General features: G+C 54.5%; 11 protein-coding genes. 10 read left to right on the forward strand and 1 reads right to left on the reverse strand.

From position 1 onward, the window contains the following. Nucleotides 1–101: 101 nt before the first annotated feature. From FE783_RS28630 to holA, 8 genes are all read left to right on the forward strand, one after another. The gene (locus FE783_RS28630; protein ID WP_138882809.1) at nucleotides 102–1,436 is read left to right on the forward strand and encodes an ABC transporter substrate-binding protein; all 1,335 of its coding nucleotides are present in this window, start codon (nucleotides 102–104) and stop codon (nucleotides 1,434–1,436) included. After that, nucleotides 1,433–2,476: an SGNH/GDSL hydrolase family protein gene (locus FE783_RS28635; RefSeq protein WP_138882810.1), complete on the forward strand. Its 1,044-nt coding sequence runs from the start codon at nucleotides 1,433–1,435 to the stop codon at nucleotides 2,474–2,476. The genes FE783_RS28630 and FE783_RS28635 overlap by 4 nt, the downstream gene beginning before the upstream one ends. Nucleotides 2,477–2,488: 12 nt before the next feature. Beyond that, a complete protein-coding gene (nagA, locus tag FE783_RS28640) occupies nucleotides 2,489–3,703 on the forward strand; it encodes an N-acetylglucosamine-6-phosphate deacetylase (RefSeq protein ID WP_238403293.1) in 1,215 nt (404 codons plus the stop codon). A gap of 28 nt (nucleotides 3,704–3,731) precedes the next feature. Continuing rightward, nucleotides 3,732–5,429: a glycoside hydrolase family protein gene (locus tag FE783_RS28645; protein ID WP_138882811.1), complete on the forward strand. Its 1,698-nt coding sequence runs from the start codon at nucleotides 3,732–3,734 to the stop codon at nucleotides 5,427–5,429. An 81-nt stretch (nucleotides 5,430–5,510) separates the two neighbouring features. Continuing rightward, the gene (locus FE783_RS28650; RefSeq protein WP_202916285.1) at nucleotides 5,511–6,590 is read left to right on the forward strand and encodes a VanZ family protein; all 1,080 of its coding nucleotides are present in this window, start codon (nucleotides 5,511–5,513) and stop codon (nucleotides 6,588–6,590) included. Nucleotides 6,591–6,880: 290 nt separating this feature from the next. After that, nucleotides 6,881–7,429 (forward strand): RNA polymerase sigma factor, encoded by a 549-nt coding sequence (locus FE783_RS28655; protein ID WP_138882813.1) that lies wholly within the window; start codon nucleotides 6,881–6,883, stop codon nucleotides 7,427–7,429. Then, complete coding sequence (locus FE783_RS28660) at nucleotides 7,426–8,799, forward strand: anti-sigma factor family protein (protein ID WP_138882814.1); 1,374 nt, start codon at nucleotides 7,426–7,428, stop codon at nucleotides 8,797–8,799. Before FE783_RS28655 ends, FE783_RS28660 begins: the two co-directional genes overlap by 4 nt. Nucleotides 8,800–9,071: 272 nt before the next feature. Beyond that, nucleotides 9,072–10,085 (forward strand): DNA polymerase III subunit delta, encoded by a 1,014-nt coding sequence (holA, locus tag FE783_RS28665; RefSeq protein WP_138882815.1) that lies wholly within the window; start codon nucleotides 9,072–9,074, stop codon nucleotides 10,083–10,085. A gap of 54 nt (nucleotides 10,086–10,139) precedes the next feature. On the opposite strand, the gene rpsT is transcribed toward holA, so the two are convergent. Then, nucleotides 10,140–10,412 (reverse strand): 30S ribosomal protein S20, encoded by a 273-nt coding sequence (gene rpsT / locus FE783_RS28670; protein WP_138882816.1) that lies wholly within the window; start codon nucleotides 10,410–10,412, stop codon nucleotides 10,140–10,142. A gap of 193 nt (nucleotides 10,413–10,605) precedes the next feature. Here rpsT and gpr point away from each other — a divergent pair, with 193 nt between their 5' ends. Then, nucleotides 10,606–11,610 (forward strand): GPR endopeptidase, encoded by a 1,005-nt coding sequence (gpr, locus tag FE783_RS28675; protein ID WP_138882817.1) that lies wholly within the window; start codon nucleotides 10,606–10,608, stop codon nucleotides 11,608–11,610. A gap of 340 nt (nucleotides 11,611–11,950) precedes the next feature. Continuing rightward, entirely contained in the window at nucleotides 11,951–13,996 is a 2,046-nt protein-coding gene (locus tag FE783_RS28680) for a helix-turn-helix domain-containing protein (protein ID WP_138882818.1), read from the forward strand. Nucleotides 13,997–14,041 lie beyond the last annotated feature (45 nt).

Here is a 14,041-nt window from a genome sequence, read left to right on the forward strand (position 1 = left end):
CGCAGGGTCATTCGCCGTGGAAAAGGCTTCTGATTAGAAGCTTTTCTTATTCGACTTAATGGGCTGCACACAATACGATACGGGTGAGGGAGGCAAAAGGTATGGCTGGAAAGAAACGTATGCTTTATTGCTTAATCGGAAGCATGGTGCTTCTGCTGTCTGCCTGCGGAGGCGGTTCCGCGACCAAAACGGATCCGGGCGCCGGCGGGAAGGAAGCTCCTTTAACCCCCGAGGCGGAAGCGGCGCGAGTGGCGAACAGCAAGCTGGAGCTTACGTTCCTGTATCCTCCGTCGGGTACCGAGGAGCTGTTCATGGCGAGGTTCGGAGAACAAATTAAGAAGAAATTTCCGCAATATACGCTGAAATTCATCCCGAGGCAATCGGACAACTATGCGGCGCTGCTCGGCAGCAAGCAGCCGATCGATATTATGATCGTTGCGCTGAATACGACCGGCACGTACTTGACGGGGATGGGACTGGAAAGCGACATCAGCGATCTGATCAAGAAGTACAATTACGATTTGAATAAAATAGAACCTTCGCTGATCGAGATCCAAAGACGGATGGCGAACGGCGGCATTTACGGCCTGCCTTATACGCCCGGTGCCATGACCTTCCTGTTCAACAAAGATTTGTTCGACAAATTCGGAGTCCCGTATCCTCGCGACAACATGACGTGGGATGAATTGTACGAGCTCGCCCGAAGAATGACCCGTACCGACGGAGGCGTTCAATATAAAGGAATCGCCTTCGGATTCGCTTCCGTTATCCGTAGCAACCAGCTGTCCGCTCCGTATTTCGATCCGAAAACGAATAAAGCGATGTTCACGGACGACCGTTTCGTCCAATCGTTCGCGAATATCGCCCGCTTCTACAAAATACCGGGGATGGAGCTGCCGAACAACAAATACAGCGAGCAAGCGGACTTGTTCCTCAAAGATCAGACCGTCGCGATGATGATCCATACGGGCGGCTATGTGACGAGAACCGCGGAAGCGCTTAAAAATTGGGATATCGCCGCCATCCCGATGCTTAAAGAAAAGCCGGGCGTCGGTCTGCAGGCCGGTCCGGATTATATGTACATTACGAACAGAAGCGCGCAGCGGGACGCGGCGTTCCAGGTCCTCACCTATATTACGTCGGAGGAATATCAGGAATGGATGACCCGGAATTTGGCTTTCGTGCCGGTGCTGAAAGATGCGAAGAAGGCGATGCAAAGCTTCGGAGCGAGCGTGCCGGGCATTCAGGGCAAAAACGTTCAGGCGCTCATCCAAGCGTATGCCCCGATGTCGCTCGCGTCTCCCTTTACGGCGAATGCGAACAGCGAGATGAATAATGCGCTTAATGCCTTCAGTGCGGGCAAGGACGTCAATACCGCGCTTAGAGAGGCGGCCGAGCGCCTGGACAAACTGATCGAGCAGGAGATGAAAAAATGAACGCCACCGAATTGGACTTGACATGGCATTCTCCGGCCAATCCGCCTTTTCGCATCAACGGCTTCGCCTGGTACGGGAAGGAAGGCAAATACCGCAGATTGCCGCAAGCTCCGCGCGTCGTTATTCCGCCAGTCGTAGACAAATTCGCGAACTGCACATCGGGAGGGCAAATCCGGTTCCGGACCGATTCGTCGAGCCTTACATTGAGAGTCAAATTAAGCGGTTTGGCCGATTTGAACAACATGCCCGCGACGAGTCAATGCGGCTTCGATAGCTATATCGATATCGGTGAGCGGCGTTTGTTCCACAGCTCGTCCCGCTATGATCATACGAAGCGGGATTACGAAATCGTCATGTATCAGAAAATGAAGCGCCGGCTTCGCGACGTGACTTTATACTTCCCGCTCTATCAAGGAGTGGAGGAGGTTAACATCGGGCTGGATCGGGACGGAAACGTTGCCGAGCCGGCGGATTATGCGAGCGATAAGCGAGTGGTCGTGTACGGCACTTCCATTACGCAGGGTGCAAGCGCGGCGCGTCCGGGGATGTCCTATACGAATATTCTCAGCCGGAGAATTCCGCTGGAATTTATCAATTTGGGGTTCTCCGGGAGCGGACGCGGGGAGCCGGAGGTGGCGATGCTCGTCGGCGATATTCCGAACCCTGCTTGTCTTGTGCTCGATTATGAGGCGAACTGTCCGCGTCCGGAGCATATGGAGAAGACGCTGCCCGAATTTATACGGATTTACCGGGACGCTCATCCAGCCGTGCCGATCCTTGTAGTATCCAAAATCCGCTTCGCGCGCGAGCTGTTCGATGACGAGCTGCTGAACAAACGGCTGAGCATGCAGGCGATCCAGCGGGAGACGGTCGAGCGGTTGAACCGGCAAGGAGACCGGAACGTGTTTTTTTATGACGGCTCCGGCTTGCTGGGCGATCATTTTCACGAATGTACGGTTGACGGCGTCCATCCGACCGATCTTGGCTTCATGCGGATTGCCGACGGTTTGACTCCGGTGCTGCAAAAGCTGCTGCAATAGGAGGACACCGCTATGTTCGGAAGCCGGGATAAGGATCATCCGTGCGTAATGATCGTTAACGGACAAGTGGCCGGCACGGAAGATCGGTCGGATACGCTTGTTCTCGAAGACGGGATTATCCGCTATGCCGGTCCGAGGGAGCTGCTTCCCCGGGAAATTGCCGATCGTGCGGATATCGAGGTGGATGCCCACGGTGGGTGGCTGCTCCCCGGATTTATCGACGTCCATGTTCACGGCGGCTATGGTCACGATTTTATGGAAGCGGATGAAGCGGCATTCGACTCCATTACGCGTTTCCATAGCGCTAACGGGACAACGGCGATGCTGGCGACGACGTTGTCGTCGCCGCGGGAGCGGATAAGCGCCGTATTGGAAGCGGTACAGGCGTATCGGCAGGGAGGGATGCCATATGCGCAACTCCTCGGCGTTCACCTGGAAGGGCCGTTCCTGTCGCCGAAATGGCCGGGCGCGCAAAATCCAGCCTATATCGTGGAGCCTCGGCCGGAATGGGTCCGGGAATGGAACAGCCGATTCCCCGGGCTGATTCGCATGCTCAGCTTGGCTCCGGAACGGGAAGGCGCGCTTGAGCTGATCCGTGCCTTGCACGCCGAAGGGATTATCGCTTCATGCGCGCACACCGATGCATCCTACGAGGAAATCGGGCTTGCCGTTGAGCATGGCTTGCGTCATGCGGCGCACGTTTTTAACGCGATGACCGGACTGCACCATCGGAAGCCGGGAACCGTCGGAGCGGTTTTGACCGATCCCCGCATCTCGGCGGAAGTGATTTGCGACGGCCATCATGTGCATCCCGCTTGCATAGCGCTTCTCGCGGACGTGAAACGGCACCATAATCTGCTGCTGGTTACCGATGCAATTGCCGCAGCGGGACTCGGCGACGGCAAGTATACGGTCAGCGGATTGGACGTTGCAGTGGAGGGCGGCATTGCGCGCTTGGAGAGCGGCGGAGCGCTCGCCGGCTCTACTTTGACAATGATCGAAGCTTTCCGCTACATGGTACGGACAATCGGTCTGACCGTAGAGCAGGCCAGCCTTCTTGCCAGCTTCAATCCGGCTAAACGGCTCGGACTCGAAGTGGTGACGGGACGGCTGAAACCCGGCCTGCAGGCCGATGTTCTAATGCTCTCCGACGAGCTTGAACTGAAGCGCGTCTGGGTGAGGGGCCGCGAGATGCGGCACAGGCGCGGGAACGAGCAATCACAATAATCGAATCCGGTCAATGGAGGGATTTGGAGTGGACAATCCGAAATTCGGGAATGAACCACCGGTTGAAACCGATCGCAACGCGCAGCCAGGGAAAGCAGGGGCGGGCAAACGGATGAGCCGTCGAGCAGTGCTTGCCTCTTTGGGGGTGACCGGAGCGGCTGTCGTCTCCGGCGGACTGATGCGCACGATCCATGCAGGTGCGGGAGGCGAACCTTGCAATCCTTGCGCCGCTATCGGAAGCATGCCGAGTCTGAAAACGACCGAGAAATCCACGCTTGTCGGAGCGATTAATGAAAATCACGATCGGCTGAACGCCTCCGACCAGCTTGTCGAAGGTATCCGCAAAAAGACGATGAGGATGGTCAGTCTGGACGATTTCAACGCTTTGGGTAACGGAAGCGACGATACGGCGGCCATCCAGGCTGCGATCGATTACTTGGCTTCGTTAGGCGCAGGCGTCAAGAAGGCGCTGAAAATACCGAGAGCTTATTATCGGTTCACCTCCTTGTTCATCCCAAAGGCGGCCAACAGCCTGCTCATTTTCTCCGACGGCTTGAAGGAAGCCCGGTTGATCTGCACCGATGAGAGCGCCGCACCCGCCATACGCACGGAAGCTCCGAACGTGCAGTTCAAGAACGTCGATCTGGAAGGATCGCAAAACTATGATTTCAGAGTCGTGCCGAAAATCGGAATTTTGGCAAAAAGAGCGATAGGCGAACAAGCCGATATCGATATCGAGTTCAACGATTGCCGGATCAGCCGCTTCTACCATGGAATCGAAATATGGGGCAGAGGCTTGAAGGTATCCGGCACTTTGATGTCCAACTGCAATTTCGGCGTCAATCTGGAATGGCCGAATCTTTCGGATTATGTGGAGGGAGACGAAACGGCCCAGAAAGATTTGACCGGGTACCGCGGGTTCCAATTTACGAATTGCCGCTTCCATTCGGTAGGCATGGGCGCGATCCGAAACGCAGGCGCGAATGCGGCCAAAATCAACGGAATTGTGGCGAGCGGCTGTTTGATGGACATTGGCCGAACGTTTTGGACCGGAGTTATGAAGGAAGCGATCATCAGCGGCATTACGATTACGCAAACGCCTACAGTAGGTTTCGATTTGCACGGAGGGTCCAGAGATTACCAAATCTCGGACGTTATCGTGGCGGGGGACATCCAGACGGTGCCGCCAAGAAATACGGACAACTTCATCAAGCTGAGAGGCAATCATTCGAACGGTGTCTTTCGCGATATGGTGCTGAAAAATTGCAAAAAGCACGGCATCGATATCCGCGACGGCGTCGTGACGAATATGGTGTTCGAAAATATTTCTTTTATCGATCCATGCTCCGAAGCGGGCAACTACAGTCCGTTCGCGTTCGTCGGACCGGGTCACCGGGCTTTGGTGCGCAACATTACGTTCAGCTCCTCCATTGTTCTGGGCGGCATCGTTCGAACGCCGGACGCCGCGGCGGACATTCAGGTCGAGGGCGTGTTTACGTTCGGGAATATGACGCCGGTATTGGTCGGAAGCGGCAATCGAAGCGCGAGACGTATCCACGTTGCCGGTGCGAACGATCGCATCGAGGCGATTGGGTCCGGCTCACCCGAAGGGGTAGTCACCGCCGATATCGGTTCAACGTATCGTCGAATCGACGGCCTTGCAGGTTCCGTGTTCTATGTAAAAGAATCGGGCAACGGCACGAATACGGGATGGGTGGCAAAGTAGGACGAAAAGGTGGATAACGGACCGTCCCGGCGGTATAATGGAATCTTACCGCTATTGATACCGGGGTGTCCTTATCTTATGATTGACGCTTACTTGATTCCTATCCGCTATGCATTTCTGTCGTTTCCGATTTTGGCTTTTTTATTTACGCTGCCTTTCCTGATCGTCCAATACCGCAAATACGGTTATATCAATAAAATTCGCGTACTGGTCATATATTCGCTGCTGCTTTATTTGCTGACTGCGCTGTACCTGGTCATTCTTCCGCTTCCCTCGACGCGAAATACGTGCACGGGACTGCGGGAAACGTTCATGTCCTTTACGCCGCTCCAATTTGTGAGGGATATCGTGAAGGAAACGAGGGTCGTGCCCGGAGATCCCGCCACTTACTTGCTGCTGTTCAAGGAGAGGGCATTCCTGCAGGCCGCTTTCAACGTGCTGCTGCTCGTACCGCTAGGCGCCTATTGCCGCTATTATTTCCGCTTCGGCTTCATTGGTGCGGTAATGGCGGCGTTCGGCCTTTCCTTGTTTTTTGAAGTCACGCAAGTAACCGGGTTGTACGGCATCTACGATTGTCCGTATCGGCTGTTCGACGTGGACGATTTGCTGTTGAACACGATCGGCGGGATGATCGGGTTTATCGCCGCTCCGCTTCTCATGAGGCTGCTACCTCATGCGGATAGGCTTGACGAGCATATCGATCTGAAGTCAAAGCAGGTCGGGTTCACGCGGCGGCTCGTAGCGCTGCAGTTAGACGCGATCTTGTTGTTTCCGCTTCTTGCTCTGTTTTTGCGGGATCGGAACGTTTGGATGTATTTGGCGATATGCTTCGGTTACTTCGTGCTGCTGCCATATGTGACGAATGGACGAACGGTCGGCAAATGGATCGTCCGCATCCGGGTCAAGGGGCAGGAAGAACGGATCCGTTTCATGGAACTGCTCATCCGGTACGGATTGCTTTACGGGATCGTCGGAGGCGTAAACGCCATGTTGATCGGCCGGGCCATCCAGACTCTTCCGCCGATCGCGATGGTAGTCTGTTTCTTCGTTGCCGCTTTGATCAATTTGTCGTTCGGCGTGCACGTTTTGCCGCGGTTGTTCGGCAAGGAGAAGACGCTGATCTATGAGCGATGGAGTGGTACGAAGCATGAGATTGTGTAACAATTAGTAAGACAAATGACCGTTCCTTTAACCGGGGGGAACGGTTTTTGTTCGTCCTTCGAGCAGCTATCGAACCTACGTCATGGCTGTCCCGTCTTCTTAATAACCGCGCTATCGTCCGAGAAGCGGAATCCATTCTCAACCCGTATACCCCAAAATCTTTTTCTGTTATTCTATATAAGTTGAACGAAAATAGGATTTAAGTGGGACTTGTTCATGACATTTTTGAAAAAGGTGCAACTTTTTTCGGGGGACGCCCGTTTAAAAGGTTGCAAGAGAGGGGGATCCTTGTGGTAGCGCAGCAATTGATCAAAGCTGCCCAATCGGGCGATCGCGACGCTCTAATTACCCTATTGCGTGAAATCGAAACACACGTGTACCGGACGGCTTATTACATTCTGGGAAATGAGCAGGATGCCAAAGATGCCGCTCAAGAAGCGTTGATCCGCATATATACGAAAATTAACTCTTACGAAGAAAAGGCTCAGTTCAAAACGTGGGTGCAGCGTATCGTCACGAACATATGCATCGACAAATTCCGGCGTACGAAGGCGACCGTATCGATCGAAGAGCACAATATGGTATTTACCGCCGATAACAGCGTGGAAGACGAGCTGATGTCTACGTATGTAGCCAAAGATATACAGAAGGCGATCGATCTTCTCCCCGAGCACCACAGGACTGTAGTCGTACTCCGGTATTTGCAGGATTTCTCGTACAATGAAATCGCCGAATCCCTCGATCTGCCTCTCAATACGGTCAAATCGTATTTGTTTCGGGCGAGGCAGCAGTTGCAATCTTTACTCCAAGACTATCAGAAAGGCGGTGTGCGGGGATGAATTGTCATGAGGTGATGGAACTGATGCAAAGAGATCTGGATCTGGATTTGAACGACTCGGAGCATGAAGCCATGATGGCTCATTTGCAGCAGTGTCCGGATTGCGCGGAAATGTTCTCCAGGTTGCAGCAATTATCCCAAGAGCTGGCCAACCTACCGAAGGTGGCGCCACCTTTCAGTCTCGTCGATTCCATTCTGCCCCAGCTTGCGGAAATCGATCGCGCAGGCGAAGGTCCGATAAAAACGTCCGCGGCGACTTCCGTCGGTTCAGACGGGAAAGCTGCGGCAGTAATCCCGCTTGCGGCGGAACGTCCCAGACGGTTCCGGACGGCTTGGCTCGCGGCGACCGGCGGCATCGTGGCGGCCGGGCTGCTGCTGGCCGTTTTCATCCAGGATATGGACGGTACGAAGGTGGCGGATGACGCCCAGTTCATGTACAGCACGGCGGAGAGCCGCAGCGATACGGCGAAGTCGGCCGGAGCGAAACAGAAGAGCGCGGCCGAGGAATCGGCGAAATCGGCCGATAAGGCGGAGGCGCCACGCAGCAGCGCCTTGTCGAATTCGCAAACCGGAGGCGGCTCGGCAAGCGGGACATCGGGCACAGCCTCGGGAGGGGCGCCAACCGGCTCCACTTCCGGCAGCCAAGCTTCGAAGCCGGCGACCGAGCCGTCTCAACCCCAGACCGGTACGATGAACGATCAGCGCGGAACGGCCGTACAGAACGGAAAAACGAACGCCGGTTCCACGGATGCCGCAGCCGGCCAAGTCAATAAAAGCCAAGTTGCCGACAGCAATCCGAATGCGGCGGGGGCCGGGGCCGGCATTTCGGGCTCGACCGGTTCGCCGTCGTCCGGCGCAGTGAATCCGTTTCAGCCTGAATTAAACGATACAACGAAGAAAACGACACCCGAAAGCGGCAGTTCGCCTTCGTCCGAAAGATTCGGCATAGCCGCAACGCCGGCGCCGGAACCGGCGACGGATAGTGCCACAGCCGATACCGTCAACAAATCGACAGGCTCGGAACAAACGAAAGCAGCGGATGCCGATAAGTCGTCCGAGTCGAGCAAAGGACTGACCGAGCTGCCGGGTGCGGCCGGCTTGGTGGCGGTGCCTCCGACGTCCCAGCTCGTATCGGAAGACGGCCTTCTGGTCGCGATCATAGACAACGCCAAGCGCCGAATCGCGGTTACGACCGCAGACGGCAAGCAGACGGAGATGTTCTTCTCCGCCACTTGGAAGGAGCAGGATAAGGCCAAGCTGCTCAAATGGAAAGGCAGCGCCCAGCTGACCTACTCGATTACGTCGACCGATGGGAAAACGAAGACGATCGTCGTCGACATTGCCAAACGGACGGAGACCGTGCAGCCGTAAGCGTTACGCTTGCGGCTTTTACCGCTCTAGAAAAAAAAGGACGCTTCAATCAAGCACACTTTGCGGCTTGCTGCGTATTGTATAGTAACAAAAGAGTTCGATGACCTGCCTCGTATGACCGTCCGGTGAAGGTCGCCTGGGAACCGTCGCCGGATGTTTATATAGATGTGCTGGGACAAAGGGATGATGTCAAAGTCCGAAACGGCTTTGACGTGATCCCTTTGTATTTGTTATGATGAACATCATGAAGTTTGCGGGTTGAGGTGGGAAGCTTGGAGTACAAATCGGCGGCGCGCGATATCGGCAAAGGAAACGTATTGCCCGTTTATGTATGCTACGGAACGGAGTCTTATTTACTGCGCGAATTTATCGGGTATTTGACGCAGAAGCTGGTGGAGCCCGAATACCGGGAATTTGCCGTCAGCAAATACGACTTGGCGGAGACAAGCCTCGATGTCGTGCTTGATGATGCGCAGACGCTGCCGTTTATGGCGCCGAAGAAGCTGATCATCGCGGATAACGCCGTTTTTTTCACCGGGGCGAAAGAAAGCGGCAAAGTGCAGCATCAGCCGGAAAAGCTGCTCGAGTATATGAAGGCGCCTTCCGAATTTACCGTTATCGCGTTCACGGTCGATGCGGAGAAGCTCGATGAACGGAAAAAAATCGTCAAATCGCTCAAGGAAGCGACGATCCCGTTTCTGCCGATGAATGCGGAAAGCTTGCTCCAATGGGTGAACAAGCAGGCGGAGCGCAGATCGTTCCATTTCGCGGAAGGCGCGGCGGACCAGCTCATTCTGTATACGGGCGGGGGCTTGCAGACGCTTGCCGCGGAGATCGAGAAGCTGTCGTTGTTCGTAGGAGCCGGCGGCACCGTGACCGGCGAGAGCGTGGACAAGCTCGTGACGCGCAGTACGGAGCAGAATGTCTTTATCCTGATCGACGACATCGTAAGGCTTAGACTGAATCGGGCATTCTCGATCCTATACGATTTGCTGAAGCAGAGGGAGGAGCCGGTCAAGCTCGTGCTGCTGATCGCCCGCCAATTCCGCATCGTGCTGCAGGTGAAGGAGTTGTCCAAGCAAGGGCTGTCGCAGCAGCAAATGGCTTCCCAGCTCGGGCTGCACCCGTACGCGGTGAAAGTCGCCGCCGAGCAGGGCCAGAAGTTCGCTCCGGAGCGGCTGGAGCACATTTTGGAGCAGCTCGCCGAGCTGGACTATCGGATGAAGAGCGGGAAGGTCGACAAAGTGTTGGGGCTGGAAATGTTTCTGATGAAGCTCGCGGGGTAGTGCTCGCGCCAAAAAATAAAGTCCTTGCGTCGGATGAGCAAGGACTTTTTTCGCTTAGCCTTGTGCGGAAAGCGAGTTGAGTTGTTTCGCCAAACGGGATTTTTTGCGGGCTGCCGCGTTTTTATGAATCAAGCCTTTCGTTACAGCTTTGTCCAGCTTTTTGGAAGCTGTGATCAAGGCTTCTTTTGCCGATTCAACGTTTTGGGAAGCAGCTGCGTTTTCGAACGTTTTGACAGCCGTACGCAGAGCCGATCTTTGCGAAGCGTTCTGAAGGCGACGCTTGTCGTTAGTCTTTACGCGCTTGATGGCGGATTTAATGTTAGGCACGATCGTTCACCTCCTTAAAAAAACAAAAGCATCCATGCGACTATGTCCAAGACAACCGATCAAAGTATGTCAGGTCTGTCGACAACTTTATACATTTTACCATGGGCCAAGCCAAATTGCAATCCGATTCGAATAAACGGCTCCGATTCCTCACAAACTAAAAAGCAGCGCAGGCGGAAAGGAGAGACATGATATGGAGTTGGATTTAAGCGGATATTCGGTGCGGACCGATCTGGCTCTGGAAGCGAAGGAAATGGCCTCCGGCCGGCTCGGGGACGCGATACCGGGCGTACATACCGATACGTCGGAAGATGACGGGGATATGATCGTGACGAAGATGGACATAGCGAACGACGAAGGGGCGAGGGCGGTGGGCAAGCAGCCCGGACACTACGTCACGATCGAGGTTCCGCGGCTAAGGGAGAAGGATTCCGACCTTCAGGATCGCGTAGCGACGAGGCTGGCGCAGGAATTCGCCGCGTTTCTTGGGCGTATCGGCATCGGCAAAGACGCGAAAGTGCTTATAATCGGGCTCGGCAACTACAATGTGACGCCGGACGCTCTAGGTCCCCTTGTCGTCGAGAACGTGATGGTGACCCGTCATTATTTCGAGCTGATGCCCGAGCAGGTGAGTCCGGGCTACCGTCCGGTCAGCGCCGTGGCCCCGGGAGTGCTGGGCACGACGGGCATTGAGACGAGCGAGATCGTACAGGGCATCGTGGAGAAATCGCGGCCGGATCTCGTGATTGCCATCGACGCATTGGCCTCCAGGGCGCTGGAGCGGGTCAATACGACGATCCAGATAGCGGATACGGGCATTCATCCCGGTTCGGGAGTCGGCAACAAACGGAAAGGGCTGACGAAAGAATTTCTCCATGTGCCCGTCATCGCAATCGGAGTGCCGACAGTCGTATACGCGTCCACGATCGTCAACAGCACGATGGACATGATGCTGAATCATTTCAAAAACCAGACGAACAACACGAGTCAAATTTTCGGCATGTTGGACAGTATGGAGGAGAACGAGCGGCTTCAGCTAGTCCGCGAGTTACTCGATCCGATCGGCCAAAATTTGCTCGTTACGCCGAAGGATATAGACCAATTTATCGAAGATATCGCCAACATCATCGCGAGCGGTTTGAACGCCGCCCTGCACGAGGCGATCGATCAGGACAACGTCGCGGCTTATACGCACTAGTCGCTAAGCGAATGAACCTATATTATGCTGTCAGCCCGCTTGGCCGTTTCCGGTAATCAAGCGGGTTGTTTTTCGTCAAATGGATATTGACGATGCCAGTCAAAACCTGTATGCTAAAGTTATATAATGTATATTATGGTATGACCACGACTTAGTCCGGAAATCGTTCCTAACTAATATAAAATCATTTCCTAGATCGTATTTCTTACTGGAACTTGCGGGTGCGATTGTGGAGGGGCGTGTTTCTTTCGGGCTCCTCTTTTGTTTTGTCGGAGCAACAGGCAGGATCGCATATTTGTTTCGCGAATTCTAATGGGATCAACCTAAGGGGGAATCGGCGTTGAAACGGGATGCCCGCTCATACTTGTACCGGGTGGCCATCGTGCTCGTCGTGGTGTCCGTTATACCCGCTCTTTTATCAAGCGCTTACAATACGAACTTGTTCATGAAGCAGACGGTCCGATTGGTCGATTCGAAAAACGAGACCGAGCTGATCCGCACCGGCACCCTCATGGAACGGACGCTGCAGCAAATTATAGACTTCGCAAACGCTACGGCAGCCGATGCCCGCTTCGCCAACTTGCAAACGGCGACGGAACAGTGGAAGGCATGGTCCGAGCTCAACAAGCTTCTGTACGCCAACCCCTACATTGTGGAATATATGCTGTATAACGGCGGCGACCGCTCGCTGCTCATATCGAATTATGGGATCGAGCGGAATCCTGAACGGAGCAGCGTTCCCTGGATCGTCTCGGAAGCTCCCAAGCTTCCTTTGTACCAGTTCGAGCTCAAGAACGGACATTTCGGGCAAGGCAGGTCATTCGTTTCCATCGTCCAGAAGCTCCCCGGTCAGCAAAGAGAACCGAATTACTTTATATTCAATGTCGATCTGGATAAAATCTATCATTCCTTCTTGAGCGAGCTGAACGTGAGCGCCGAGCTGTACAATTACTACTTGACCGATGCCGGCGGAACGATCATGTACCACCGGGACAAGGAACACATCGGCAAACCGATGTCGGGTATCGGGAACGACGATTCGAACATCCGGATCAATCGGCATAAACTCGGTGCCTTCAATTGGGAATTAGTCGGAGAAGTCAATACGGAGCTGCTGTACAAGGACGTTACCGTCCTCAAAAACAAAGTATTGGCCGTCGTCTTCGCCGTCATCGCCCTCGTGGCCGTGTTCATTGTGTTCGGTGCGCGCGAGCTGTATAAGCCGTTCCGCCGCATTGTCTCCCGGGTCGCGGAGAGCGAAGAGCTGTTGAGAAAATCGCTGCTGCGCCGTTTGATTCTAGGGGAAACTCACGTAAATCCGTACACGGACAGGTTGTTGCACGATATGACGCCTCGACTCGTCGTTGCCATCCTTACCCCAGCGCCGCAAGAAGACAGCGAGAAGTCCGCGGAAGCAACGACGACGCTTATGCGAAGTCTGGAAAATCGCTTGACGGCATCGTTCCGGGCAGAGCTGTTCCGGGAACCGAACGGGGACGTCTTGGCGTTGTTTCAAGCGGAGCACGGGGATGCGAACCGGTTCGTAACCGAGCTGCTGCTTGCATTCGACGCCAAGCAGTTGGAATCGACCGTGATCAGCATCGGCGGCATCCACTCTCTCGAGGACATTCATAAATCTTATATCGAAGCTATGTATGCCTACAATATCGGCCGGATCTATACGACGGACAGCCGGTTGTACTGCTACAACAAGCTGCCGATGGACTACGAGGCCACCTTGAAAGCACCCGCCATCGAGGAACTGGAGCTGGCAATCCGGCAGCAGAACGAGCGGAGCTTCACGGAGACGCTGAACGTCCTGTTCTCCGAGCAGTTGACCGTCGTAGAGTACAACCTCAACTTCTATCAGGTCGTCTCGCTGCTGCTTCGCCTGTTCGGGCAGAACAGTCTTACGTTTCTGAACGAGCTGAACCGTCTTATTACGGACAAAGGGATTATGAACGTTACCGCCGTGAAGCAGTTCGTCTTCGCCAAATTTTACAGCTACCGGGACTATGCCGAAGAGACGAAAGATTATGCCGGCAAAATCCGCGATTATGTCGTCAAGCATTATACGGTCAATTTCTCGCTGGACGAGATGGCCGAACATCTCGGCATTACGAAGCAGCATTTGATTACCGTGTGCAAGAAAAGATATAACCGGACTCCGGTTGAGTATTTGAACGAATACCGCATCGAAGAAGCGAAGCGGCTGCTATCCGACACCCGGACGAAAATCGCCGACATCGGTACCCGTTCCGGCTTCAACAGCAACAGCTACTTCGCCAAAGTGTTCAAGCAGTACACCGGCATTACGGCTTCCGAGTACAGGGAGCTTCTCTTCAACCGCAAGCGGGAGCAAGGGATGCAAACCGCCGACAGCTAAACGATGTGCAAGCATGCCCGCCGACAGCACCGCTGTCGGCTTTTT

This window comes from Paenibacillus mesophilus, from assembly GCF_005938385.1.
GTDB lineage: Bacteria > Bacillota > Bacilli > Paenibacillales > NBRC-103111 > Paenibacillus_AB > Paenibacillus_AB mesophilus.

Coding starts and splice junctions, on each gene's coding strand:
- FE783_RS28630 (WP_138882809.1), top strand. CDS start 102: ATGGCTGGAAAGAAACGTATGCTTTATTGCTTAATCGGAAGCATGGTG.
- FE783_RS28635 (WP_138882810.1), top strand. CDS start 1,433: ATGAACGCCACCGAATTGGACTTGACATGGCATTCTCCGGCCAATCCG.
- nagA (WP_238403293.1), top strand. CDS start 2,489: ATGTTCGGAAGCCGGGATAAGGATCATCCGTGCGTAATGATCGTTAAC.
- FE783_RS28660 (WP_138882814.1), top strand. CDS start 7,426: ATGAATTGTCATGAGGTGATGGAACTGATGCAAAGAGATCTGGATCTG.
- gpr (WP_138882817.1), top strand. CDS start 10,606: ATGGAGTTGGATTTAAGCGGATATTCGGTGCGGACCGATCTGGCTCTG.